The 23,592-nt window shown below is 57.5% G+C and carries 24 protein-coding genes; 5 read left to right on the forward strand and 19 right to left on the reverse strand.

Annotation, left to right across the window (positions count from 1 at the left end; genetic code table 11):
- Window positions 1-35: 35 nt before the first annotated feature.
- From secE to ccoG, 5 genes are all read right to left on the reverse strand, one after another.
- On the reverse strand, window positions 36-233 hold the full coding sequence (gene secE, locus AC2FEB_RS20965) for a preprotein translocase subunit SecE (protein ID WP_050605011.1): 198 nt from the start codon (window positions 231-233) through the stop codon (window positions 36-38).
- 99 nt (window positions 234-332) lie between these two features.
- Window positions 333-491, reverse strand: a complete 159-nt coding sequence (gene ccoS / locus AC2FEB_RS20970; RefSeq protein ID WP_117872195.1) for a cbb3-type cytochrome oxidase assembly protein CcoS — start codon at window positions 489-491, stop codon at window positions 333-335.
- Between the two features lie 5 nt (window positions 492-496).
- Window positions 497-2,674: a heavy metal translocating P-type ATPase gene (locus AC2FEB_RS20975; RefSeq protein WP_496676661.1), complete on the reverse strand. Its 2,178-nt coding sequence runs from the start codon at window positions 2,672-2,674 to the stop codon at window positions 497-499.
- A gap of 2 nt (window positions 2,675-2,676) precedes the next feature.
- Window positions 2,677-3,135, reverse strand: coding sequence for a FixH family protein (locus tag AC2FEB_RS20980; protein ID WP_496676658.1), 459 nt, complete (start codon window positions 3,133-3,135; stop codon window positions 2,677-2,679).
- Window positions 3,136-3,137: 2 nt separating this feature from the next.
- Window positions 3,138-4,565: a cytochrome c oxidase accessory protein CcoG gene (ccoG, locus tag AC2FEB_RS20985; protein ID WP_117872189.1), complete on the reverse strand. Its 1,428-nt coding sequence runs from the start codon at window positions 4,563-4,565 to the stop codon at window positions 3,138-3,140.
- Window positions 4,566-4,600: 35 nt separating this feature from the next.
- Between ccoG and AC2FEB_RS20990 the strand changes: the two genes are divergently transcribed.
- Window positions 4,601-4,891, forward strand: coding sequence for a hypothetical protein (locus tag AC2FEB_RS20990; protein ID WP_496676654.1), 291 nt, complete (start codon window positions 4,601-4,603; stop codon window positions 4,889-4,891).
- A gap of 95 nt (window positions 4,892-4,986) precedes the next feature.
- Here AC2FEB_RS20990 and ccoP read toward each other — a convergent pair whose 3' ends face one another.
- The 4 genes from ccoP to ccoN are packed head-to-tail and all read right to left on the reverse strand — an operon-like array spanning window position 4,987 to window position 8,395.
- The gene (ccoP, locus tag AC2FEB_RS20995; RefSeq protein WP_299901761.1) at window positions 4,987-5,850 is read right to left on the reverse strand and encodes a cytochrome-c oxidase, cbb3-type subunit III; all 864 of its coding nucleotides are present in this window, start codon (window positions 5,848-5,850) and stop codon (window positions 4,987-4,989) included.
- Entirely contained in the window at window positions 5,847-6,032 is a 186-nt protein-coding gene (locus tag AC2FEB_RS21000; RefSeq protein WP_117872183.1) for a cbb3-type cytochrome c oxidase subunit 3, read from the reverse strand. The genes ccoP and AC2FEB_RS21000 overlap by 4 nt, the downstream gene beginning before the upstream one ends.
- 12 nt (window positions 6,033-6,044) lie before the next feature.
- Window positions 6,045-6,773 carry a cytochrome-c oxidase, cbb3-type subunit II gene (gene ccoO, locus AC2FEB_RS21005; protein WP_299643353.1) on the reverse strand — a complete coding sequence of 243 codons (729 nt, stop codon included), beginning with the start codon at window positions 6,771-6,773 and terminating at the stop codon, window positions 6,045-6,047.
- Between the two features lie 14 nt (window positions 6,774-6,787).
- Complete coding sequence (gene ccoN, locus AC2FEB_RS21010; RefSeq protein ID WP_117872179.1) at window positions 6,788-8,395, reverse strand: cytochrome-c oxidase, cbb3-type subunit I; 1,608 nt, start codon at window positions 8,393-8,395, stop codon at window positions 6,788-6,790.
- Window positions 8,396-8,596: 201 nt separating this feature from the next.
- Here ccoN and AC2FEB_RS21015 point away from each other — a divergent pair, with 201 nt between their 5' ends.
- Window positions 8,597-9,436 carry a universal stress protein gene (locus tag AC2FEB_RS21015; RefSeq protein WP_299901754.1) on the forward strand — a complete coding sequence of 280 codons (840 nt, stop codon included), beginning with the start codon at window positions 8,597-8,599 and terminating at the stop codon, window positions 9,434-9,436.
- Between the two features lie 37 nt (window positions 9,437-9,473).
- On the opposite strand, the gene AC2FEB_RS21020 is transcribed toward AC2FEB_RS21015, so the two are convergent.
- Both AC2FEB_RS21020 and fnrL read right to left on the reverse strand, forming a co-directional pair.
- Complete coding sequence (locus AC2FEB_RS21020; RefSeq protein WP_117872174.1) at window positions 9,474-9,728, reverse strand: GlsB/YeaQ/YmgE family stress response membrane protein; 255 nt, start codon at window positions 9,726-9,728, stop codon at window positions 9,474-9,476.
- A 71-nt stretch (window positions 9,729-9,799) separates the two neighbouring features.
- A complete protein-coding gene (fnrL, locus tag AC2FEB_RS21025) occupies window positions 9,800-10,543 on the reverse strand; it encodes a transcriptional regulator FnrL (RefSeq protein WP_117872172.1) in 744 nt (247 codons plus the stop codon).
- 61 nt (window positions 10,544-10,604) lie between these two features.
- Between fnrL and hemN the strand changes: the two genes are divergently transcribed.
- Together hemN and AC2FEB_RS21035 are read left to right on the forward strand one after the other, a co-directional pair.
- Window positions 10,605-11,960 carry an oxygen-independent coproporphyrinogen III oxidase gene (hemN, locus tag AC2FEB_RS21030; protein WP_496676648.1) on the forward strand — a complete coding sequence of 452 codons (1,356 nt, stop codon included), beginning with the start codon at window positions 10,605-10,607 and terminating at the stop codon, window positions 11,958-11,960.
- Between the two features lie 211 nt (window positions 11,961-12,171).
- Complete coding sequence (locus AC2FEB_RS21035; protein ID WP_496676646.1) at window positions 12,172-14,100, forward strand: elongation factor G; 1,929 nt, start codon at window positions 12,172-12,174, stop codon at window positions 14,098-14,100.
- A gap of 24 nt (window positions 14,101-14,124) precedes the next feature.
- Here AC2FEB_RS21035 and AC2FEB_RS21040 read toward each other — a convergent pair whose 3' ends face one another.
- The 5 genes from AC2FEB_RS21040 to AC2FEB_RS21060 all read right to left on the reverse strand — a co-directional run bounded on the left by AC2FEB_RS21040 (window position 14,125) and on the right by AC2FEB_RS21060 (window position 20,489).
- Window positions 14,125-15,702: an ABC transporter ATP-binding protein gene (locus tag AC2FEB_RS21040; protein ID WP_496676644.1), complete on the reverse strand. Its 1,578-nt coding sequence runs from the start codon at window positions 15,700-15,702 to the stop codon at window positions 14,125-14,127.
- Window positions 15,699-16,805 carry an ABC transporter permease gene (locus AC2FEB_RS21045; RefSeq protein WP_496676643.1) on the reverse strand — a complete coding sequence of 369 codons (1,107 nt, stop codon included), beginning with the start codon at window positions 16,803-16,805 and terminating at the stop codon, window positions 15,699-15,701. Before AC2FEB_RS21045 ends, AC2FEB_RS21040 begins: the two co-directional genes overlap by 4 nt.
- A complete protein-coding gene (locus tag AC2FEB_RS21050; RefSeq protein ID WP_117872162.1) occupies window positions 16,806-17,900 on the reverse strand; it encodes a microcin C ABC transporter permease YejB in 1,095 nt (364 codons plus the stop codon). It abuts the gene before it with no gap.
- 1 nt (window position 17,901) lies between these two features.
- Window positions 17,902-19,806, reverse strand: a complete 1,905-nt coding sequence (locus AC2FEB_RS21055) for an extracellular solute-binding protein (protein ID WP_496676640.1) — start codon at window positions 19,804-19,806, stop codon at window positions 17,902-17,904.
- A gap of 170 nt (window positions 19,807-19,976) precedes the next feature.
- Complete coding sequence (locus AC2FEB_RS21060) at window positions 19,977-20,489, reverse strand: c-type cytochrome (protein ID WP_117872964.1); 513 nt, start codon at window positions 20,487-20,489, stop codon at window positions 19,977-19,979.
- A 120-nt stretch (window positions 20,490-20,609) separates the two neighbouring features.
- Here AC2FEB_RS21060 and AC2FEB_RS21065 point away from each other — a divergent pair, with 120 nt between their 5' ends.
- Entirely contained in the window at window positions 20,610-21,443 is an 834-nt protein-coding gene (locus AC2FEB_RS21065; protein ID WP_117872158.1) for a prephenate dehydratase, read from the forward strand.
- 4 nt (window positions 21,444-21,447) lie between these two features.
- Here AC2FEB_RS21065 and AC2FEB_RS21070 read toward each other — a convergent pair whose 3' ends face one another.
- From AC2FEB_RS21070 to nudC, 3 genes are read right to left on the reverse strand one after another with little or no spacing between them, the layout of a single operon-like run.
- Window positions 21,448-21,990, reverse strand: a complete 543-nt coding sequence (locus tag AC2FEB_RS21070; RefSeq protein WP_496676635.1) for a chloramphenicol phosphotransferase CPT family protein — start codon at window positions 21,988-21,990, stop codon at window positions 21,448-21,450.
- A gap of 49 nt (window positions 21,991-22,039) precedes the next feature.
- Window positions 22,040-22,507, reverse strand: coding sequence for an SRPBCC family protein (locus AC2FEB_RS21075; RefSeq protein ID WP_117872154.1), 468 nt, complete (start codon window positions 22,505-22,507; stop codon window positions 22,040-22,042).
- Window positions 22,508-22,544: 37 nt separating this feature from the next.
- Window positions 22,545-23,528: an NAD(+) diphosphatase gene (gene nudC / locus AC2FEB_RS21080; RefSeq protein WP_117872152.1), complete on the reverse strand. Its 984-nt coding sequence runs from the start codon at window positions 23,526-23,528 to the stop codon at window positions 22,545-22,547.
- Window positions 23,529-23,592 lie beyond the last annotated feature (64 nt).

Consider the following 23,592-nt stretch of genomic DNA (forward strand, 5'->3'; position numbering starts at 1 on the left):
AAGGGGGCAGAGACGTATCAACGCGCTGATACTGCTTAGCTGAACGCGCCCAGGATCAGTTGCAGGCCGCCCCGGATACCCAGATCGACCAAAGCGAAAAATACAGCCGTCAGCGCGGCCATGATAAAGACCATTACCGTGGTCAACAGCACCTCGCGCCGGGTCGGCCAGACGACCTTGGAGACTTCGGCTCGGACCTGCTGAATGAACTGGATCGGATTGGTAGTGGCCATTTGGCGTTTTCTCTCTGCTAGCGGATGGGCCGGACATATCCGGGCATTGCGACAATTTCAAGGGCAGTTGGTTCATCTCTGCCTCTATGGGGCAATCGTTCAGGGTTTGGGTTTGTCATCCCATTCGTCGCTCAGGATCCGGCGCGCGTCGCCTTCGGGGTCTTCGTACTGGTTCGAACGAACGGTATAGACAAAGGCGGCAAGACCAACGCCCCCCAGGAACAGGGAAATCGGGATCAGATAGGCAAGCACTTCCATTCAGGTTACCTCAGCCGCAGGGCGTTCAGGGACACGGTAATGGACGAGGTCGACATCGCCAAGGCCGCGATCAGCGGTGTCGCCAGTCCCATCACGGCCAGAGGAACAGCGATCACGTTGTAAACGGTTGCGATCTGGAAGTTTTCGCGAATGCGCCTGGTGGCTTTGACAGCCGTGTCGCACGCATCCGCAATAGGCGAAAGATCATTGCCCAACAGTACGATATCCGACGCGACCCGTGCCGCATCCAGCGCGGAAGCCGGAGAGATCGACACATGCGCCGCCGTCAAAGCAGCGGTATCATTCAGCCCGTCGCCAACCATCAGAACTTTGTGACCTTCATCGCTGAGATCCTGAATGCGTCTTGCCTTGTCCTGCGGCAAAGCCTCGGCAATCCAATCCCTGATCCCCAGTTTTTCTGCCAATGCGCGCACGGCCCCCTGCGAGTCTCCTGAAATCAGAAGCACCTGCTTGCCCGAAGCGCGCAGCGCATCTACCGCCTCAGCGGCGCCCGGGCGCAAGGCGTCCGAGAATCGGAAGGCCACGGGTGCGTCTTCGCCGATTGCCAGCCAGGCCGAAGTATTGGTGCCCTGATCCGCGCCGACCCAGGCCGCCCGACCCAGACGAACACGTTGGCCACGGAACTCGCCCTCGGTGCCATAGCCGGGAACCTCGGCTATTCCTCGAACACTTGCTGGTTTGATCCCTGCCGCACGCGCCGCTTTTGCCAATGACACGGACAAGGGATGCGCAGAAGCCTCGGCCAGCGCCAGAGCGACCTCGACCTTGGCGCGGGCATGGTCTGCCAGATTGACCAGTTCCGGTACGCCGGATGTCAGGGTGCCCGTCTTGTCGAATACAACTGTGTCGGCTTCGGACAACCGCTCCAGTGCAGTGGCGTGCTTGATCAGCATTCCCTTGCGGAACAACCGACCCGACGCGGCCGTTGTTACCGCTGGCACGGCCAAACCCAACGCGCAGGGGCAGGTAATAATCAGAACAGCCGCCGCGATGTTCAGTGCCGTGCGCAAGTCACCGGAATAGATGTACCACCCAACAAAGCTGAGCGCCGACAGAATATGAACCCCGGGCGCATAGAGCTTGGCGGCCTTGTCGGCCAACGAGGTATAGCGGGACCGGCCAGACTCGGCGATGGCTACAAGATCAGCCATGCGATGGAGCGACGTGTCTTCCCCGACCGCCGTTGCCCGGATTGTCAACGGACCCGTCAGGTTGACTTCACCCGCGCTCACAACCTGCCCGGCTTCGGCAAAGACTGGCACCGTCTCGCCTGTCAGAAGGGATCGATCCAGTTCGGACTGGCCCGACACGATCTGGCCGTCCACCGGCATGCGCCCACCCGGTCGCACAAGGACCAGATCTCCGACATGCAACTCGGCAACGGGAACCTCGTCTTCGGCCCCATCGACCACACGAATGGCGCGGGGAACTTCCAACGCTGTCAATTCCTCGGCCGCTGATCGCGCCGCAGCACGGGTACGGTAATCAAGATACCGTCCCGCCAGCAGAAAGAAGGTCAATGTCAGAGCAGCGTCGAAATAGGCATGCTCGCCGCTCAACGCGGTTTCCCACAGCGATGTGATCAGCGCCAACAGGATCGCCAGTACAATCGGTACATCCATATTCAGCCGTCGCACGCGCAGGGCGCTCCAGGCATTGACAAAGAACGGCTGGGCCGAGAACGCAATGGCCGGCAGCGCAATGGCCGCTGAAATCCAGTGGAACATGTCCCGCGTTGCATCCGTCGCACCGGACCAGACCGAAACCGACAGCAACATCACGTTCATGGATGCAAACCCGGCCACGGCCAGGCGCATCAGAAGATCACGACCGGCCTTGTCCGTCTGCGTTGCGGACAAAACCCCCGGATCAAGCTCATGTGCTTCGAATCCCGCCTGTTCAAGCACCGGGATCAGATCGCTTGCGCGCGTTTCCGGCGTGGCTTTTATCATCGCGCGTTTGAGCGTCAGATTCACCCGGGCATCTTCGACGCCGGGGTGCGCGTTCAGTTCACGCTCGACCGTCGCGATACAGGCCGAGCAATGAATGCCCGGCAGCGACAAAGCGATCTGTACATCCTCCGGTACGGGCCGGGGCGGTTCTGCCGGGGCCGCAAGGCAGCCCGGGCAGGCTGCTGTACCGGATGAAAGCTGAGCCGTCATGCTTACCCCTTCACGTACAGCGGAACGCGCTGCGAGAATTCGGCACCGCTTCCGTCACGCGCCACCAATCGGATATTCCAGTTGCCCTTACCCAAAGTGGCAGGCGTGGCATAGGCGGTACCGTCGAACGTAAAGTCGGGTACGAAGTCGTCGCGTACATGGGTTGCCCGGCCAACCACCGCCTGCAATTCACTCACCTGAACCGGTACACCGCTTTCGTCGGTAATGTGAAGGATCAGAAGACCACCTTTGGTTTCCGCCCGAACGGTCCAGCCCAGCGCCCGCTGTTCTTGCAATCTCTCATTGAACTCCTGACTGGCGACATAGGAGTTCTTCACCTCGAGCCCGGGAAACGTCTTCACGGCATTGTAGGCCAGCACGAGGTTCACCGCGATGATCACGCCAAAAGCGCCGACAAACACGGCCAAAGCGTGCTTTCCGGTGAATTTACGTTCGGCCATGATCAGTTCCCTCGTCCATTAAACGTGGTGTCCTTGTATGCGCGTTCGCCGCTGCTGAGGTCTTCGACCCAGATCCGCACTGGTGTCGCCTCTGCTGCGGCCGGACCGCTGTCGCGAGGAGCTATGATATATACACGGGTCAATTGTGCCGTATCCGCCGTGACATTCACAGTATCGATCTTGGTTCCCTCAATTTCCAGTCGCATCGCCGGATCGCCCGCCAAAGACAGTTTGAACAGACGGTCTTCACCGTGCTTGTTGCGAAGACGAACGTCATACGTGTTGCGGATTGTTCCGTCCGACAGGGTGACGAAAGTGGGGTTACGCACCGGCGCGACCGTCAGATCGATGTCAGAACGGATGAACAGTGCAAACAGAAGCCCGAATCCGACCAGCGCCCATAATGCGGTGTACATGATCGTACGTGGCCTCAGAATGTGCTTCCAGACATTCTTGGGGGGTTCGCCGGATCGCTCATGGGCTTCATCACTCAACGCCATGTAGTCGATCAGCCCTCGTGGTTTGCCGATCTTGGCCATCATGTCGTCACAAGCGTCGATGCACAGGGCACAGGTGATGCATTCCAACTGCTGACCATCCCGGATATCGATACCGACAGGACAGACATTCACGCAAGCCATACAGTCGATACAATCCCCCAATTCTGAATCCGCCGTCCGCTTGCCTTTGCCGCGCGGCTCACCCCGCCACTCGCGATAGCCGACAACTAGCGTGTCCTCATCCATCATTGCCGCCTGAATGCGCGGCCATGGGCACGCGTAAATACAGATCTGCTCACGGGCGAACCCGCCGAAGAAGAAAGTTGTACCCGTCAAGATCAGCATCGTCGTGTAGGCGACGGGATGCGCGTTGCCCGTCACAAGATCACGGGCCAGCGTCGGTGCATCCGCGAAGTAGAACACCCAGGCACCGCCCGTTGCCAGACCGATCAGAAACCAGACCGTCCATTTGGTGACCCGCAAACGAGCTTTGCGGAAATCGAGCTTTTCCTGACGGTGCAGGCGCAGGCGGGCGTTTCTGTCACCTTCAATCCAGCGCTCGACCAGAATAAACAGATCCGTCCAGACGGTCTGCGGGCATGCATACCCGCACCACACGCGACCCAGAGCTGACGTGAACAGAAACAGGCCCAAACCCGCCATGATCAGCAGACCGGCGACAAAGTAAAATTCGTGCGGCCAGATTTCGATCCAGAAAAAATAGAAACGCCGATTTGCCAGATCCAACAGAACAGCCTGATCCGGCAGGCTGGGACCACGATCCCATCTGATCCAGGGCGTCACGTAGTAGATGCCCAGCGTCACAATAAGAATAATCCATTTCAGGTTTCGAAACGGCCCCGAAACACGTCTTGGAAAGATCGGTTCACGCGCGGCGTAAAGGCTGGGGGCGGGGTCGGAATCGCTCACTGGCTGGCTCCACAAATGGGTCTTCTGAAGACGTCTTGTTCCAGATCATGCATGGGCGAACTTTGACATGGGTCAAAAAGCGCATCGAGCAAACATCTTTTGAAGATCAGCCCATATTGCCCGCGCTGGAAATGGTGTATTTTACCCGATTTTCAGCTGGTTTTGGCGAAAAATCTGCTTGTGGCTTGAACCCAACCGCATCGAGCACGCGCGGCTCTCTGAGTCCCGACCAATTGTCGCAGCCCGAGATTGCGCCCCACCCCAACGCATATGAGCAGACCTCGTTGCGCAGAACTGAATGGCAATACAACAGGAAAGTAGTGTAAAAGAGCACCGGCTGTTCAGGAAACGCGCGAACAGATGGAACAGCCGGTGCTACAGCCTTCGGGCGGCGAACCGCCCGAAGGTTGCCCTCTAGGTCTTACTGACCACCACCCAACTGGTGGACATAGGCGGATACCGCACGGATCTGCGCCTCGGTCAGGCGGGTATCCCAGTTCGGCATGACGCCAAAGCGGCTGTAGGTCACAGTTTCAGTCAGAGTCTCTTCGCTGCCACCATATAGCCAGATAGCGTCGGTCAGGTTCGGTGCCCCCTGGAAGATGTCACCCGTACCATCTTCGCCGTGACAGGACGCGCAGTTGTCTTCGAAGACAACCTTGCCCGCCTCAGCCGCCGCATCGTCGGTCTGTGCGTTGCTCAGCGACATGACATACTGAACCACCTGCGTGATTTCATCATCCTCGAGGATTTCACCGAAGGCAGGCATCTCGGAATAGCGTGCATCGTCGCTTTCTTCGTTCCGGATACCATAGTTGACAGTGTAGACGATGTCTTCCATCGTCCCCCCCCAGAGCCAGGCGTCATCCAGCAGGTTCGGGAAACCAGGCGCGCCCTGTGCACCGGAACCGTGGCACTGTGCGCACCAGGTACGGAACACGGCACCACCGGAGTTCACGGCATATTGCTGAAGTTCAGCGTCCTTCGCGATGTCTTCCAGCGGAGTTTCCACCAGCTTGGCATTCCAGGGTGCGTTTGCCTCTTCGAATGCGACCATCTCCTGCTGGACCAAAGCCCGCGAAGACCATCCCATGACGCCAGCGGTTGCCGACTGCACCAAGGGCCATGCTGGATACATGATCGTGTAGATCACGCCCCAGATAATGGTCACATAGAATGTCCACAGCCACCAGCGCGGCATCGGGTTGTCGAACTCTTCGATCCCGTCCCAGCTGTGCCCGGTTGTGTTCGGATCACCCGGCTGTTTTTCAGGTGTCTTGCTCATTTCCGCGCCTCCTTGGATGTGGCGGGTTTGTCTTGATGCCGGAACGGGATGTTGGCGGTGTCGTTGTATTCCTTACTGGCACCGGGGCGGAAAACCCAGATGACGATGCCAACGAAGAAGGCGAACAACAACAACAGCATCCAGCTATCCGCGAACTGCCTGAGAATTGTGTATTCTTCCATCACGATTCTCCTTTAGCGGCTTGCGTCCGGGGTGAAGGTCGAAAAATCGACCAACGTGCCCAGCATCTGAAGATAGGCAACCAACGCATCAGCTTCGGTCAGCTCGGGCTGGCCGTCAAAGTTGCGTACATTGACCTTGTCACCATAGCGCTCCAACAGCCCGTCATAGTCGCTGTCGGGGTCAGCCTGAGCAAGGAAATCTGCTTGCGCGTTTTCCAGCATCTCTTCGGTGTAAGGAGTCCCGACCAGAGCATTGGTGGCCATTACATCGCCGATGTACTTGCCGTCAATTTTACGATGCTCAAGAAAGCCGTATTTCGGCATCACCGATTCCGGCACCACGGACTGCGGATTCCGCAGGTGATCGACCTGCCATTGGTCCGAATAGCGGCCACCGACACGGGCCAGATCAGGGCCGGTCCGTTTGGATCCCCACTGGAACGGGTGATCGTACATCGATTCCGCCGCCAGCGAGTAGTGACCGTAGCGTTCGACCTCGTCCCGCATCGGGCGAATCATCTGGCTGTGGCAGGTGTAGCAGCCTTCGCGGATATAGATCTCACGCCCCGCCATCTCGAGAGGGGTGTAAGGGCGCATGCCCTCCACCTTCTCGATGGTGTTCTCAAGATAGAACAACGGGGTGATCTGCACCAGGCCACCGATGGTTACGACCAGAAAGCTGAAGATCAGCAGGAGGGTCGCGTTGGTCTCGAGGATCTTGTGTTTGTCGAGAATTGCCATTGCTCCGGCCCTCCTTATTCAGCCGGGACCGCGACGGTCAGGCTGGCCTCTTTGGCCGGCGCTTTCCGCACAGTCATCCACAGGTTGTAGCACATGATCACAGCACCAGCGACGAACATTACGCCACCCAGAGCACGCACCACGTACATCGGGAACTTGGCAGCCACGGTGTCGGCGAACGAGTTCACCAGGAAGCCGTTGGCATCCACTTCGCGCCACATCAGGCCTTCCATGATACCGGTCACCCACATCGACGCGGCGTAGAGCACGATGCCGATGGTGGCGAGCCAGAAGTGCCAGCTGACCATCTGCAGCGAGTACAGGCGTTCCCGTTTCCACAGGACGGGCACCAAGAAGTACAACGCACCAAAGGTGATCATACCGTTCCAGCCCAGCGCGCCCGAGTGCACGTGGCCAATGGTCCAGTCGGTGTAGTGCGACAGCGAGTTCACCGCGCGGATCGACATCATCGGGCCTTCGAAGGTGGACATGCCGTAAAAGCCAACCGAAATCACCATCATCCGGATCACCGGGTCGGTGCGCAGTTTGTCCCATGCACCCGACAAGGTCATCAGACCGTTGATCATACCACCCCAGGACGGCATCCACAGGATCACCGAGAACACCATGCCCAGCGTCGAAGCCCAGTCAGGCAGCGCGGTATAGTGAAGGTGGTGCGGACCGGCCCAGATATACAGGAAGATCAGTGCCCAGAAGTGGATGATCGACAGCTTGTACGAGAATACCGGGCGCTCGGCCTGTTTCGGGATGAAATAGTACATCATGCCCAGAAAACCCGCAGTCAGGAAGAAACCCACCGCGTTGTGGCCGTACCACCACTGGATCATGGCGTCTTGTACGCCCGACCAGACGATGACCGATTTCGAACCCCAAATGCTGACAGGAACGGTCATGTTGTTGACCAAGTGCAGCATCGCAACGGTGACGATAAAGGCCAGATAGAACCAGTTGGCTACATAGATATGGGGTTCTTTCCGCTTAATGATCGTGCCCAAGTAGACCGCCAGATAGGCGACCCAGACAATGGTCAGCCAAAGATCGACATACCATTCAGGCTCGGCATATTCCTTCGACTGAGTACCGCCCAGAACATAGCCGGTCGCGGCCAGCACGATGAACAGCTGATAACCCCAGAATACGAACCACGCCAGGTTGCCGCCCCACAAGCGCGCGGCGCTGGTACGTTGCACGACATAGAATGAGGTTGCGATCAACGCATTGCCACCAAAGGCAAAAATCACCGCCGACGTGTGCAGCGGACGCAAACGACCGAAATTCAGATAACCCTGTGCCCATTCAAAGTTCAGCACCGGAAAGGCAAGCTGAAACGCGATGAAGGTCCCGGCCAGGAACCCGACAACGCCCCAGAAGGCGGTTGCGATCACGCCATAACGGATCACGTCATCCATGTATTCGCCCGAGCGGTCGACTAGAATATCTGGCTCGTCAGTGTTTCGAAGCGTCCAGATAAACAAGCCACCGGCGATAAGCATCACCAGCAGCGCATGTACCTGATACGCCAAATCGCGTGCATAATTGGTTCCGATCGCTGCAAACAGCGCGATCAGACCAAGCACGATCAGCTTGATGTAATTCGACATATTGCGTCCCTTTGCCATGCTCCGCGCGCTTTTGGTTCTTATGACGCGCGAAACCCATTTGACTGGCTGCCGTTCTGAAGCACGGCGGCTATTGCTGCTTTGATCTGTATCAAGACAGTTCTGCGTTTTCTGTGACACGCATTGTAGAGGAAATAGGCCAACTGGTCACATGAGACCAAATGCCCGAATCATGAGGTCGCAATGACTTACAAATCTCTACTCACTGTCATGACCGAAACCAAGACAGCACCCGCCGCTCTGGCGCAGATGGTGGCTTTGGCACAATCTCAGGATGCCCATGCCGAAGCCCTGTGCCTTGGGGTCGATCGCAGTCAGACAGGTTATTACTATGCGGGTGCCAATGCGCTCATTGTTCAGGAAACACTGAGCCGAGCCAACGCCGAGGCCAAGGAGTTGTTGTCCTTTGCCAATGATTACCTTGGCAAGTCCGGCGTTCGCTGGTCCGCCGAGCATGGCGTCGCGCAAATTGCTGATATAGGACGCCACGTTGCACATAGGGCACGGTTTTCCGATCTGGTGATCCTGCCGCACCCCTACGGCAAAGACCGTGGGGCCGAAGCCGAGCCCATCGTTGAGGCCGCCATGTTCGAGGGGCATTGCCCGGTTCTGGTCGTACCGGACGACGTCAAACCCCTGACGGTGCCGCGCAATATCATGATAGGTTGGAACGAAAGCGTAGAGGCCATGTGCGCCATTCGTCACGCCCTGCCCTTCCTGAAACAGGCCGAGCTGGTCCGAATCGTGGTCATCGACCCTCCCCGCCATGGGCCCGACCGGTCTGATCCGGGCGGAATGCTGTCACAGATGCTGGCCCGTCACGGGGTCAAATGTGAGATTGATGTGCTGAGCAAAAGCATGACGCGCGTGTCGGATATTCTCAACCGCCACGCATCCGATACAGAATCGGATCTGATCGTGATGGGTGCCTATGGCCATTCCCGTTTCCGCGAGGCCATTCTGGGTGGAGCAACCCGCAACATGCTGGAGCAGTCAACTGTTCCCGTATTCCTTGCCCATTGATCCGCCATTCAAAAGCCGCCTGACTTGGCGGCTTTTGTCATCCTCTGCGAATGAGGCCTATCAGGAACAACAGGATCACGGCGCCTACTGTTGCAAAGAAGATAGACGACAGCAGGCCGCCGCCAACGGCAAATCCAAGTGCCGGAAAAACCAACCCCGCAAGAAACGCGCCGACGATTCCGACAATGATGTTGCCGAAAAGACCGAACCCCCGGCCTTCCATGATCTTGCCAGACAGCCAACCGGCGATTGCGCCGATCAACAGCATTGCCAACAAACTGCTGAATTCCATGCCGTGCTCCTAAGTTGGACAATCCCGCAACAAACGCTGCGCCGGTTGTCACTTTTTATATGTGGTTCACGTTAAACCAGAAAACCGCCATCCGAATCGTCGCCCGCCTCTTCCATCAGGCGACCCAGATCGGGGATGGTCACGTGCCGCTTGCCTTCAAGCGTTATCACCCCGTCTTTTCTCAAAGCCGATATCTGGCGACTGACCGTCTCGAGCGTCAGGCCCAGATAATCCGCCATGGCTTCTCGGGTCAGCGGCAGATCGAAAACGATAGTGCCTGACAGACCTTTTTGACCTACCGATGCGTCCCGGCGAGCAATAATTGACAGCAGGCTGGCAATCTTCTCACGCGCGGTCTTTCGCCCCAGAACCAGCATCCACTCGCGTGCGGCATCAAGCTCGTCCAAAGTCATCTGTAAAAGGCGATGGGCGATATGCGGGGTTTGGTCCATCATCTCTTCGAATGGTTTCTTGCGGAAACAACACATCACGACATCCGTCGTCGCCTGAACATCGTAAGGTGCTGTATCGCGACCCGGGCGGCCGACGAAGTCGCTGGGCAGCAGCAGACCAACCATCTGGGTGCGTCCATCTTCCATCGTCTGAGTCAACGATGCAATTCCGGCCACAACCGAGCCGACAAAACTCATCGGATCCCCAGACCAGATGATCGTCTGACCCGCCTCGAAACTGCGATAATACTTAATGCTTTCAAGCTCTTCCAGCTCGTCAGCATCACAGCGAGCGCAGACGGCACGATGACGTATCGGGCAATCTCCGCAATTTGAATGGTCAAATTGTGCTTTTACTGTCATGCGCGTTCCCACTTGATCTCCATCAAAGCACCTATGTCATCTGTCGCCTAAGGGTATCGCCATGATAGTGAAACCACAATTGGCAAAGCTTGGACTATTTGACGCGAAAGTACCGCGTTACACAAGCTACCCCACCGCCCCCCACTTCAGCAACGACGTGGGAGCAGATATGTTTGGCGACTGGATTTCCGGGATCACACCCGGCAGTGCTGTTTCGCTGTACGTCCATGTCCCATTCTGCCGCAGGCTTTGCTGGTTCTGTGCCTGCCGGACACAAGGGACACAAACCGACAATCCGGTGATCGCCTATGCCGACGTTCTGAAGGCCGAACTGGATCTTCTGGCAGCACGCTTGCCCGAAGGTGTGGTTCTGTCGCGCCTGCATTGGGGCGGCGGCACGCCAACGTTGCTGAACGCCCAACTGATGCGCGAATTAGCACAACACATCCTGGGTATCGTGCCCATGGGGCCTGATGCCGAATTCTCGGTCGAGATCGATCCGAACGAGATTGATGAGGCGCGTCTGGATGCGCTGGCAGACGCGGGCATGAACCGTGCCTCGATCGGAGTGCAGGATTTCGATGACGAAATTCAGAAAACCATCGGCCGCATCCAAAGCTACGACACAACACGCGATGCCATCGACATGATCCGCGAACGTGGCATCACCAGCCTGAATGCGGATATTCTTTACGGTCTGCCGCATCAGACCAAGGCGCGCATGACGGAAAGCGTACAGAAACTCCTGTCGCTCAGCCCGGATCGCGTGGCGCTTTACGGCTATGCCCATGTGCCTTGGATGGCCAAGCGGCAGCAGCTGATTCCTTCGGACGCCCTGCCCACACCGGAACAGCGCCTCGAGTTGTTCGACACGGCCCGGCGTTTGTTCCTTTGGGACAATTATGCCGAGATAGGCATCGACCATTTCGCCACTCAGGATGACGGGCTTACCCACGCTTTGCACGCGGGCCGCCTCAAGCGGAACTTCCAGGGCTATACCGACGATCAGGCCGATATACTGATTGGTGTCGGGGCCAGCTCGATCTCGCGATTTCCGCAAGGTTATGCGCAGAACGCTCCGGCCACCTCTGCCCATACCAAAGCCATTCGCAATGGGCAGTTTTCAACATCCCGAGGGCACCTCTTTAAAGGTCAGGACATTCTGCGTGCCCGCCTGATCGAGGCACTGATGTGCGATTTCAAAATCGACACGGCGGAAATCCTGCGGGATCACGATGTATCGGCCGCTGAACTGGACGAGATGTATCGCGCAGCCAATGCATCCTTCGACGGAATGCTGCAGATCACCGAAGACGGGCTTTTCGTGCCGCCCGAAGCGCGTGCGCTGACTCGGATGATCGCCCGTAGCTTTGATGCCTATGACCTCAGCAAAGCCGGGCACAGCTCAGCCATCTGACCCTTTTCTACGGGCAACATTCGGCCCGTGACGCGCAAAACACATCAGGGGCTTGACGCACGCCTGCGGTTTTTCCCACACTCATACTGTAGGGTGGCATCTTGCCCTGCGGCCTGAGGCGGGCAAAATACAGACAATCCTTGTCGGCGCCAACGCGTCGGTCGGTCCCTTTCGTGCAGCCAATCTGCAACCTGAAAGAGGGACAACACTCATGCGCGTTTTTACCGTCCTCGGGCCCAGCCAATCGGGCAAATCTACGCTTGTCGAGGCTATCAGCCGCCTCGACGGGCGCCCCACCACATTCGATGTTTCCGGAACCGTGCATTTGCACGGTTTTTCTTACTTGGACGAGCCCTGGTGCGCGATCGACGTTGACGGGGGCGGCGATGCTCTGGCCTATGTCGGACCCGCAATGGCAATATCGGACGCCGCCGTGGTTGTCGTGCCCCCCGACCCGAATGCCGCAGTATTGTGCGCGCCCTACCTGCGACTGGTAGAAGAGGCCGGCATCCCTTGTTTTCTGTTCATCAACCGGATGGACAATCCCAACGGCCGCATCCGCGATATCATCGCCTCACTTCAAACATATTGCACCCATCACATCGCCCTGCGTCAAGTGCCGATCCGCGAAGGAGATACGATCATCGGGGCGGTCGATCTGATCTCGGAACGGGCCTGGAAGTATCAGGAGGGCCAACCCTCGGCCCTGATCGAACTGCCTAAATCCGTCGAAGACCGTGAGCAGGAGGCCCGAACCGAGCTGCTTGAGACCTTGTCCGATTTCGATGACACCCTTCTGGAGCAATTGATCGAAGACAAACTGCCGCCAAGTGACGAAGTTTATGACCTGGCCGCGCAGGTCCTACAGAATCACCAGTTGATCCCCGCCTGCCTGGGGGCCGCGAGCCACGGCAACGGGCTGACGCGCCTGATGAAAGCGCTACGGCACGAAGCCCCCGAGTTTGATATCGCCGCCGGGCGCGACGAGGCCGCAGACAGCGCCCGCGCCATTGCCGGTTTTGCAGATGTCAAAAAACACATCGGAAAAATCGTCGTTCTGCGCGGCCTTGGGGACGGCGTGCAAGCCCATGAGGCCTTGGGCGGTGAGACCGTCGGCAACCTGACAACGCTGGATGCCAAAACCCAAATCGCGACACTGGAGGCCGGGCAGATTGGTCTGGCAGTGAAGTCCGATCACCTCAACCCTTGTTACATATATGACAGCAATTCAGCGACGGAGCTGCCGGAATGGGCGTCCTCGCATCCAGTGGCGCATCGCCAGATCGTCTCACCAGTGCATGAGCGGGACGATGTGCGCCTCTCCAACGCCCTGAGCCGTCTGGCCGAAATCGACCCCGGCCTTCACCTGCAACAGGATGAGCTGAGCGGCCACGCCGTTCTTGGTTCTCAAGGTCCGCAGCACATGCGACGCGTGACCACCAAGCTGGCCGAGGATTTCGGGATCGAGATTCAAGCCGATCAGGTCGAAACCGCCTATCGTGAAACCATTCGAAAACCTGTCGAATATCGCCACCGGCATCGCAAACAATCCGGCGGGGCTGGGCAGTTCGCGGATGTGGTGATCTCGGTCGCGCCCCTGCCACGCGGATCGGGGTTCCAGTTCGAAGAGGTGGTCAAAGGCGGAGCGGTTCCCAAGAACTACATCCCGTCAGTGGAACACGGAGCCAAGGACGCGCTGGAGCAAGGCCCCGAAGGCTTTCCCGTAGTCGATGTCAAAGTGACACTGAAAGACGGGAAACACCACAACGTAGATAGTTCCGACTATGCCTTCCGCACCGCAGGCAAGAACGCCGTGCGCGAAGCGCTGCCTCAGGCCAAACCGGTTGTTTTACAGCCGATCCTGAATGCTGAAATCCACCTGCCATCCTATTTTGTGGGCGATCTCGTGCCAACAATCAGCTCTCTGCAAGGGCAAGTTCTGGGATTTGAAGGCAATCCCAACGCATCAGGCTGGGAGATCTTCAACGCTCTGATTCCCGCCGTTGCCGAGGATGAATTGCATCGCACACTCGCAAGCGCCACGCGCGGCACTGGATGGGTTAAGCTGAGCTTTGACCACTATGAGGAACTGCGCGGGCCAACGCCCAAGGCGACGACCAAAGAAAAGGCAAGCGCTTGATACACTGAATTTGGCGGGCTGGTTTCAGCCCGCCGCCGCTATCAGTTCACGGGTATAGTCGGTCTGGGCATTTTCGAACAAATCCTCTGCCGTGCCCATTTCAACCACATCCCCATTTCGCATGACGATCACCTTGTGCGACATCGCCCGTACAACTTTCAGGTCATGGCTGATGAACAGATAAGCCAGCCCGTATTTCTTTTGCAGATCGCGCAGCAGATCGACGATCTGAACCTGAACCGTCATGTCCAGCGCGCTGGTCGGTTCATCCAGTACCAGCAGCTTCGGTCGCAGAACCATCGCCCGCGCAATCGCGATGCGCTGACGCTGCCCGCCCGAAAACTCGTGCGGATACCGATCCATGGCCTCAGGATCCAGGCCCACCTCGGTCATCACCTCAGCGACCAGTTCGCGCGGCGCGCGATGAGGATCAACGTTGTGAATAGCCAGACCTTCCGCGATGATCTGCTGGCATGTCATACGTGGGCTGAGGCTGCCAAACGGGTCCTGAAACACGATCTGCATATCCTTGCGCAGCCGGCGCAGTTCTCGCGTGGACCATTTTCGCACATCCTGATCGCGGAAGGTGATGCCGCCTTCGGACGCGATCAACCTCATGAGAGCCAGTGCCAGCGTGGTCTTGCCAGACCCGCTTTCGCCCACAATCCCCAAAGTCTCACCCGCGCGTACACTCAGCGAGGCGTCATTCACCGCCTTCACATAGCCAACCGTCCGTTTCAGAAACCCGCGCTGGATCGGGAACCAGACTTTCAAATGATCGGTACGCGCGACTTCTTCCGCATCTGTTGCAACGGCGTCAGGCTGACCCGACGGTTCGGCCGCCAGAAGTTTGCGGGTATAGGGATGCTGCGGGTTGTCGAAAATCTCCCGCGTAACTCCGGTTTCGACAATCTCGCCATCCTTCATCACGCAGACCCGATCAGCGATCCGGCGCACAATGCCCAGATCATGGGTGATGAACAGCATCCCCATGTTTTCGGATTTCTGAAGATCGGCCAGCAACTCGAGGATCTGTGCCTGAATGGTTACATCCAACGCCGTCGTCGGCTCATCGGCGATCAGGATGTCCGGCTTGTTCGCCAGTGCCATGGCGATCATCACCCGCTGCCGCTGTCCACCCGACAACTGGTGCGGATAGCTGTCCAGCCTGTCTTCGGGGTCGCGGATACCGACCTTGTTCAACAGTTCGAGAATCCGTTCGCGCGCGACATCGCCCGACACCCCCTGATGCAGGGCCAGCGATTCCGCCATCTGCTTCTGGATCGTGTGCAACGGGTTCAGCGATGTCATTGGCTCCTGGAAAATAAAGCTGATGTCATTGCCCCGCACATCCATCAGGCGTTGCTCCGAGGCGCCGATCATCTCCTGCCCGTCATAGGTGACGGATCCCTCAACGATCGCGCTGTCGCCCAGCAACGATACCGTGCTGAGCGCAGTGACGGATTTACCCGACCCGGATTCGCCCACAAGCGCCACGGTTTCCCCGCGATCGACATGGAACGACACGCCCCGAACCGCAGCACTGATCTGACCGTCCTGCCGGAAAGAAACCTTCAGGTTGTTTACATCCAGCAGGCTCATGAGAAGGTCTTTCTGGGATCGAACGCATCCCGCACGCCTTCAAAAATAAAGACCAGCAGGGACAGCATGATGGCAAAGGTGAAAAAGGTCGTGAAGGCCAGCCATGGGGCCTGCAGGTTCTGTTTCGCCTGCAAGGTAAGCTCTCCCAGCGAAGGGGCCGAAGAGGGAAGGCCAAAACCCAGATAATCCAGCGAAGCCAGACCACCTATGGTGCCCGTGACGATGAAGGGCATAAAGGTCAGCGTGGCCACCATCGCGTTCGGCAGCATGTGGCGGAACATAATGGTCATGTTGCCCACGCCCAGCGCCCGCGCAGCGCGCACATATTCAAGGTTCCGCGCCCGCAGGAATTCGGCACGTACCACGCCAACCAGTCCGGTCCAACTGAACAGGATCATCAACGCGACCAGCAGCCAGAAACTTCGCCCCAACACCGCAAACATGATGATGATGACATAAAGCGACGGTGTCGCTGACCAGACCTCGATGATCCGCTGAAAGATCAGATCCAGCCAACCGCCGAAGAAGCCCTGTATGGCACCGGCGAAAATACCGATCAGACTGGCGGCGCCCGTCACGATCAGCGTGAAAAGGATCGACAGGCGGAAACCGTAGATCACGCGGGCAAGAACGTCGCGTTTGGTGTCATCTGTCCCCAGGAGGTTCTGGCTGTTGGGTGGCAATGGCGCAGCCCCGGGGCGATCGACCGATGTGTTATAGGAATAAGGGATCAACGGCCAAAGCGACCAGCCACGTTCGAATCCTTCCGCCTGGAACGTACCGGCGTCGATCTGTTCGATTATGCCTTCAGGATCGTCAAAACAGTCTTCAAGGCCGCCGCTGTCTATCAGGCACTGAACCTCGGGGTCGCGATAGATCGCCTCTGTCTGGAAGTCTCCGCCAAAATCGGTTTCCGCGTAGAAGTTGAAGACCGGCGTATAGAACTCACCCCGGTATTTCACCAGAATCGGTTTGTCGTTGGCGATAAACTCGGCAAACAGCGACAGGCCGAACAGCACTGAGAAAACGATCAACGACCAGAAAGCGCGCCTGTTGCGGCAGAAATTGCTCCAGCGGCGCTGGTTCAGGGGGGACAATGCCATTTACCCCTCCCGCTTTTCGAAATCGATGCGCGGGTCGACCAGCACATACATCAGGTCGCTGATGATGCCGACGACCAGGCCCATCAGGCCAAAGATGAACAGCGTGCCGAAGATCACCGGGTAATCCCGCGCCACGGCAGCCTCAAACCCAAGACGACCCAGACCATCAAGTGAGAAGATCGTTTCGATGATGATCGAACCTCCAAAGAACACACCGATGAACACGGCCGGAAATCCGGCTATGACGATCAGCATCGCGTTGCGGAACACATGGCCATACAGCACCTTGCGTTCGCTCAGGCCTTTGGCGCGGGCGGTCATGACATATTGCTTTTTGATCTCATCCAGGAACGAGTTTTTGGTCAGCAGCGTCAACGTCGCAAAGGCCGAGATCGTCAGAGCAATAGTCGGTAGCGCGATGTGCCAGAAGTAATCTGCGATCTTACCGAAGAAACTAAGGCTGTCCCAGTTGTCCGAGGTTAGGCCACGCAGTGGGAAGATCTGCCAATAGGATCCACCGGCGAAAAGCACCAGTAGCAGAATGGCAAACAGGAAGCCCGGAATTGCGTAGGCCACGATGATCGCACCGCTGGTCCAGGTATCGAACCGCGAACCATCCTTGATCGCTTTGCGAATGCCCAGCGGAATAGAAACCAGATAAGCAATCAGGGTCGACCACAGGCCCAGCGAGATTGAGACCGGCATTTTTTCAAGTACAAGTTCAATCACGCTGATCGAGCGGAAATAGCTCTCGCCGAAGTCCAGCGTCAGATAGTTGCCCATCATGATCAGGAACCGTTCAAGAGGCGGTTTGTCGAAGCCGAATTCCTTTTCAAGTTCAGCAATGAACTCGGGCGGCAGGCCCCTCGCACCGACATATTTGTCGTCGAAAACACCGCCCGCCGGTTCTGAACCCGCGCCGGCATCGCCCGCACCTGCAAATCCGGCGAAAACATCACCCTGTCCTTCGATCTGCGCAATGATCTGCTCGACCGGACCGCCAGGCACGAATTGTACCAGCGTGAAGTTGACGATCATGATGCCCAGAAGGGTCGGAATGATCAGCAACAAGCGTCTTAGAATATAGGCGCCCATGTTATCGCAGCGCGCCTTTCGCTTTCAGTGCAGCCTCTTTTTCCGGATTGATCCACCACAGATCCAGATAGCCCAGCGAATAAGGTGGCAGGTTTTCAGGGTATTCATACATATCGTAATAGGCCGCCCAGTGGTCAGCGATGTATCCTACAGGGATTACGAAGAACTCATGCCTGAGGGCGCGATCCAACGCCTTCAATGCCGTATCCTGATCCGCCTGATTGTCGGTTTCGAAGGAAGCTTCGATGATAGCATCAACCAAAGGGCTGGCCAATCCGGCAGGGTTGAAAAGGCTGAATGCGGCCTCTTCTGACCCATACATCTGACTCAACCCGCCACCGGTCGAAAGAAACGACCCGTATCGTGTGGAATAGACCATGTCATAGTCCCGCTCGCGACTGCGCAGCGTGTATTGCGCCGGGTCAACCTTTTCTGCAGACGCATCCACGCCCATGGCTTGCAGGTTCTGGACATAGGTTTCAATCATCGTGGCCGTCGATGTCGGCAGGTTTGAAGGATACGGGAAATCCACCCTGAGCGTCTGCGCTTCCGCGTTGCGCCGCACGTTGCCATCGCCGACCGCCCACCCAGCCTCGTCCAGCAGTTTCGCGGCTTTGCGCAGATTTCTCCGGTCGTTCAGGCGCGCGGGGTTTGACTCATGGGCCATCACAACAGGTTCCGAAAGAAAATCCTCTGAAACAACTTCACCCAGCACCTGAAGAAACGCCAGTTCATCGCCCTCGGGCAGACCATGCGCTTCAAGCGGGGTGCCTTGTGTAAAGGAATTGCGCGGTGAATTCAGACCAAACAGCAAAGATTCATTCGCCCATTCGAAATTGAAGGCCAAGGCAAGGGCCTTTCGGACGTTCTTGTCGGCAAACTGCGGTTTTCCGAGGTTGAAGACGAAGCCTGACGGTGTCGGCGGGCTGCCATCCGGAATCTCATCCTTAACGATCACACCTTCGTTCAGCTTCGGAAAATCATACGCCGTCGCCCAAAGCTTGGGGTCACTTTCAATCCGCAGCGTGTATTCTCCAGCTTTGAAGCCTTCGAACGCCGCTGTCTGATCGCCGAAATACTCGACGCGGATCGTATCGAAATTGTTGCGACCAACATTGAATGGCAGATCTTTACCCCAATAGTCGTCACGTCGCTTGTAAACGATGCGGCGATTGATGTCATAGCTGTCGAGTTTATAGGGGCCTGAGCCGACCGCCACTTCCAGTCGCGGCTCATCCAGACGTCGGGACTCATCCGCCTCGAACCATGCTTTTGAAAATACAGGGGTTGACCCTACTGTCTCGATCAAACTGCGGCGGGTGACTTCGGGGTTGAACGAGAACTTGACCGTGTTGTCATCCAGCGCTTCGGCCCCTGTCACCATGCGGCCTACGGCTTGCGCGTATGAGGGCAGGCCCTGCTCAATGAACAGACGGTGGCTGTAGACAACGTCCTCTGCCGTCACCGGGGTGCCATCCCAAAAGGTTGCTTCGGGTCGCAAATGGAAAATGACGTAGTTGCGCCCTTCATCATATTCCAGACTTTCCGCCAATACGCCGTAATACTGCCCGACGCCGTCATCAGAGCTTTCGAACAGGCGATCATATTGCAGCGTCGTCAAGGCGCCTGCGCGCCCCTTGCGGGAATAGGGGTTCAGGGAATCGAACGTCCCTGAAGCCGCCAAGGACAACTCACCACCTTTGGGCGCATCTGGATTCACATATTTCAGATGCGGATAGTCAGCAGGGTAATCCAGATTGCCGAAATACGAATATCCATGACTGCGGGTAACCCCCTCATCCAAAGCCAATGCGGCTTGCGAAGAGAGCAGAACAGCACAAAGCCCGAATATGCCAGCCAATGGCCTGACCTTAAGATCACGTGCAGCAGGCATTAGGGATATCATGGGGCTCATCCTCTGGGTTATTGTAATCTTTTATGTCGCATACGCTAGCTAAAGTGCCAACGCTCACAGTTTCAAGTTTAGAATGCGTGAGCGCTTTGTGAAGTTCCCTTCAGACAAAAAAAGCCGCTGCGCGGGGCAGCGGCTCTGAACTTCAATGGTCTCTCAGGCAATCAGTTGCCAATTGTCTGCAGATAAGCAATCAAGTCCGCGCGGTCCTGAGGTTTTTTCAAGCCAGCAAAACTCATCGATGTTCCCGAGATATAGGCGCTTGGGCGTTCCAGGAAGGCATCCAGCGCTTCGGGCGTCCAGTTGCCGCCATGGGCCTGCATGCTGGCTGAGTAACCGGTGAAACCTTTTGCCGAGGCAACCGGGCGATCAACTACGCCATACAGGTAAGGGCCGGTTCCATTCGCCCCGTCTTCCAGCTTGTGGCACGCGGTGCACTTGCGGAATACTTTCGCGCCCTTCTCGACGTCAGCGGCGGCCAGCAGGTCTTCGAAGACCACTTCTTCGCCGTCGGCGCTTTCGCCCGAGCTTTCGGTTTCGATAATGTAGGCGGCCTCAGCCGAGCCATGGCCACCGGAAGCATAGAGGACATCCGCCCCCCATTTGGCCAGAAGCAGCACCAGGAAAGTGCCGAACAGGCCTGCGGCGGCCTTGGTAACTGTCATCGTGTCGAACATTGATCGCGTGTCCATTTCAGCTGTCTGGGCAGGTGTCTAAGGCTTCCACTTGCGAGAGGCAAGGTATAGACACCGCGACGAAACGACCAAATCGCGAACTTGTTGCATGGAATCGACCAAATGACCAATCGCATTGCTTTTCAGGGTGAACCCGGCGCCTACAGTCACGAGGCCTGCCGCAACGCACGACCCGAAATGGAGGCCCTACCCTGCCGCACATTCGAGGATGTGATCGAATCAGTTCGCTCGGGCGCGGCCGATCTGGCAATGCTGCCGGTCGAAAACACGACCTATGGTCGGGTTGCCGACATTCACCGGCTGCTGCCGCATAGCGGCCTGCACATCATCGATGAGGCCTTTGTACGCGTTCACATCAACCTTCTTGGTGTACCGGGTGCAAAACTGGAAGATATCACCGAAGCGCATTCGCATCTGGTGCTGCTGCCGCAATGTTCCGGCTTCCTGAAAGAACACGGTATTCGCGGCCGAGTCAGTCCCGACAATGCCCGCGCCGCGCGCGAAGTGGCCGAAATCGGGGATTTGCATTCCGCCGCTCTGGCCAGTGAGCTTGCGGCTGAAATCTACGACCTGAACGTCCTGGCCCGCCACATCGAGGACAATGACGACAACACGACCCGTTTCCTTGTCATGTCACAAGAGGCGGATTTGTCCCGTCGGGGTGAGTATGGAATGATCACCAGCTTCGTGTTTCAGGTCCGCAACATCCCGGCTGCGCTGTACAAGGCAATGGGCGGCTTTGCCACGAACGGGATCAACATGACCAAGCTGGAAAGCTATATGGTCGACGGGTCCTTCACTGCAACGCAGTTTTATGCCGACATCGTTGGTCATCCCGAAGACCGTAACGTGCAACTAGCCATGGACGAGCTGGAACACTTCACGACCAACGTCGAGGTTCTTGGCGTCTACCCTGCGGCCCATCCTCGCGGCTGACAGGTCACTCGAAAGGCAGGCTGAATTCCGATTGGCGCAGATCACTGCGCCATGCTTGAAGAATTGTCTGCACGTTTGCCCCGATGCCGTCCATCGAATCAATCTCGATATCGTAAACTCTGCCAGCGTGGATCATGGATTGGTCACGTTGGGCGCTTCCCACCGGACGGTCGCCGCGCAATCGTTCGCGCGCGTTCAACTCGGGAACCGGGCAATGGACAGCTACGAACAGAACATCAAACGGGCGGAAGAGGTCGTGCAAGTCTTTGACCCACCCCGGCGTATCCAGAATATGTTCCAAAATCAGATTGTTGCCCGAGGCCGCATAAGCAGCCAGCGATTGATGAAACCCATCAAAGACAGCTGATCTGTCGTCGGACCAATCGAACTCACCACGGCGATAGCGCTCCAGCGGCAGAACTCCAGAATCGCGCAAGTGGTCGATCGAGATATGCCAGAACGGCTTCTCTATCTTCTGCTGCAAAGCCTGTGCGATCGTCGATTTTCCGCTGCTTGATGCGCCATGCAGAAAAATAATGTGCGACATCCTAGGTTTCTTCCCCAAGCCTTGCCCCGTTCAGCCCAGCGGACGCCGTTCACGCCCCGTGCAGGTGGCGCAGTTCCAACTCACGCGCAAACTCGCTGAACCGCACCTGGAATTGCTTGCGGAACTTTGACTGTCCAAGCTTCATGGATTGCAACAGCAACCGCGCGGGCAAGGATTTTGCGGCCAAGGACATCTCAACGCTCAGGCGTGTCCGGCGCGGGGATAGGGCCAGAAAATCTACTGTCGTCAGGCCGGTTATTCCCTTGCTGGCAGCTTCAAACCGCATTTGCGACGGTTTGTCATAGTCCGTCATCACCACCGACATCTGACGCGGCTTTCCACGCAACCTGAATTCCGTTTTCCATTCGGCGCCAGCAGTCACCATTGCATCCGCGCCCAGGCGCCGCACGTCGATGCCACGACGCATCGCCATACGCTCGAACCTCTCGAAATCCGACACCATGTCGAACACCGAATTGATAGGGGCTTCGATATCTTCCCGCGCTGAAAACTGCATAGTGACCTTTGCTGTTTATGGCTTCACCAGTTTTTCCTCAGTCCAGCGTATCCGCAAGCCAGTTCTGAAGCAGAAAATGAGCGATAGCCCCCTTGCGAGCTGGCAACAACCGGGGATGTTCGCCGGCAAACGCCTGCATCATTTCGGATTTGCTGACCCACATTGCCTCTTCGATCTCGACCGGATCGATCACGATGTCGCGCGACAGGGCCTCGCCTGCGCATCCGAACATCAGGGATGCCGGAAACGGCCAGGGTTGGCTGGACAGGTAAGACACCGCACCTACAGGTACGCCTGCCTCTTCCATCACTTCGCGGCGCACCGCCGCTTCCAGCGTTTCGCCGGGTTCGACAAATCCCGCCAGCAAGGAAAACATCCCCTCGGGCCACCCCGGAGATCGTCCCATAAGCACACTGTCCCCATGCGTAATCAGCATGATCACAACCGGATCCGTGCGCGGGAAATGCTGCCCACCGCAAGACGGACAACTTCGCTGCCACCCACCTTGTGACACATCACTGGCTGCGCCGCAGCGGGCACAGAAGCGATGTGTTTCGTGCCAACCGATAACCGCCTTGGCCGATGCGGCCAGTTCGGCATCACGGGGCGACAATCGTGTCATGATCCGGCGAAGCTCGGCAAAGACATGCCCTTCCGGCAAATCCGGGTGCTGCTGTTCGGATCTGTCCACGAACTCTCCCAAGCCGGTCAGGTCCAGCCCCTCTGCCGCCCAAGCCGAGATATCCGCCGCAAACAAGGGTGCGCCCTCTGCGCTCAGGCCAAGAAAAAACGGAGCTTCGATTACTCCGCCAGGGCCATCTCTGACCAGCGGGTGGGTCATCTCCGTCAGGGCAAGCTGATCCAGCGCTTCACCCACTACCAGAAGTTTGCCTCGCCACAGCAATATGCATCGCGCGGCAGGGCTGCGCGCCATCTCCGACAGCTTCTCCGAATCCCCACGAAGATGCGCTGCCCGATTCAGACCCGAGCCGCCAAAAGTCACCTGCTCTGCGTTTTTCATTGGATTTCCTTCTGGTCTTGCGCCAAGGGCTGCCATGTCTCAGGCCATGTTGCAATGGCAATTC

The organism is Ruegeria sp. YTSC106, from assembly GCF_059609765.1.

Excerpts from the sequence above, each read along its gene's own strand:
- AC2FEB_RS21070 (WP_496676635.1), bottom strand. The coding sequence starts at position 21,990 with ATGTCGCACATTATTTTTCTGCATGGCGCATCAAGCAGCGGAAAATCG.
- nudC (WP_117872152.1), bottom strand. The coding sequence starts at position 23,528 with ATGAAAAACGCAGAGCAGGTGACTTTTGGCGGCTCGGGTCTGAATCGG.
- AC2FEB_RS21065 (WP_117872158.1), top strand. The coding sequence starts at position 20,610 with ATGACCAATCGCATTGCTTTTCAGGGTGAACCCGGCGCCTACAGTCAC.
- AC2FEB_RS21050 (WP_117872162.1), bottom strand. The coding sequence starts at position 17,900 with ATGGGCGCCTATATTCTAAGACGCTTGTTGCTGATCATTCCGACCCTT.
- ccoN (WP_117872179.1), bottom strand. The coding sequence starts at position 8,395 with ATGTCGAATTACATCAAGCTGATCGTGCTTGGTCTGATCGCGCTGTTT.
- AC2FEB_RS21055 (WP_496676640.1), bottom strand. The coding sequence starts at position 19,806 with ATGATATCCCTAATGCCTGCTGCACGTGATCTTAAGGTCAGGCCATTG.
- AC2FEB_RS21035 (WP_496676646.1), top strand. The coding sequence starts at position 12,172 with ATGCGCGTTTTTACCGTCCTCGGGCCCAGCCAATCGGGCAAATCTACG.
- AC2FEB_RS21020 (WP_117872174.1), bottom strand. The coding sequence starts at position 9,728 with ATGGAATTCAGCAGTTTGTTGGCAATGCTGTTGATCGGCGCAATCGCC.
- AC2FEB_RS21000 (WP_117872183.1), bottom strand. The coding sequence starts at position 6,032 with ATGGAAGAATACACAATTCTCAGGCAGTTCGCGGATAGCTGGATGCTG.
- AC2FEB_RS21060 (WP_117872964.1), bottom strand. The coding sequence starts at position 20,489 with ATGTTCGACACGATGACAGTTACCAAGGCCGCCGCAGGCCTGTTCGGC.
- hemN (WP_496676648.1), top strand. The coding sequence starts at position 10,605 with ATGATAGTGAAACCACAATTGGCAAAGCTTGGACTATTTGACGCGAAA.
- AC2FEB_RS21040 (WP_496676644.1), bottom strand. The coding sequence starts at position 15,702 with ATGAGCCTGCTGGATGTAAACAACCTGAAGGTTTCTTTCCGGCAGGAC.
- AC2FEB_RS20975 (WP_496676661.1), bottom strand. The coding sequence starts at position 2,674 with ATGACGGCTCAGCTTTCATCCGGTACAGCAGCCTGCCCGGGCTGCCTT.
- fnrL (WP_117872172.1), bottom strand. The coding sequence starts at position 10,543 with ATGACAGTAAAAGCACAATTTGACCATTCAAATTGCGGAGATTGCCCG.
- AC2FEB_RS20980 (WP_496676658.1), bottom strand. The coding sequence starts at position 3,135 with ATGGCCGAACGTAAATTCACCGGAAAGCACGCTTTGGCCGTGTTTGTC.
- ccoP (WP_299901761.1), bottom strand. The coding sequence starts at position 5,850 with ATGAGCAAGACACCTGAAAAACAGCCGGGTGATCCGAACACAACCGGG.
- AC2FEB_RS21045 (WP_496676643.1), bottom strand. The coding sequence starts at position 16,805 with ATGGCATTGTCCCCCCTGAACCAGCGCCGCTGGAGCAATTTCTGCCGC.
- AC2FEB_RS21015 (WP_299901754.1), top strand. The coding sequence starts at position 8,597 with ATGACTTACAAATCTCTACTCACTGTCATGACCGAAACCAAGACAGCA.
- AC2FEB_RS21075 (WP_117872154.1), bottom strand. The coding sequence starts at position 22,507 with ATGCAGTTTTCAGCGCGGGAAGATATCGAAGCCCCTATCAATTCGGTG.
- secE (WP_050605011.1), bottom strand. The coding sequence starts at position 233 with ATGGCCACTACCAATCCGATCCAGTTCATTCAGCAGGTCCGAGCCGAA.
- ccoO (WP_299643353.1), bottom strand. The coding sequence starts at position 6,773 with ATGGCAATTCTCGACAAACACAAGATCCTCGAGACCAACGCGACCCTC.
- ccoS (WP_117872195.1), bottom strand. The coding sequence starts at position 491 with ATGGAAGTGCTTGCCTATCTGATCCCGATTTCCCTGTTCCTGGGGGGC.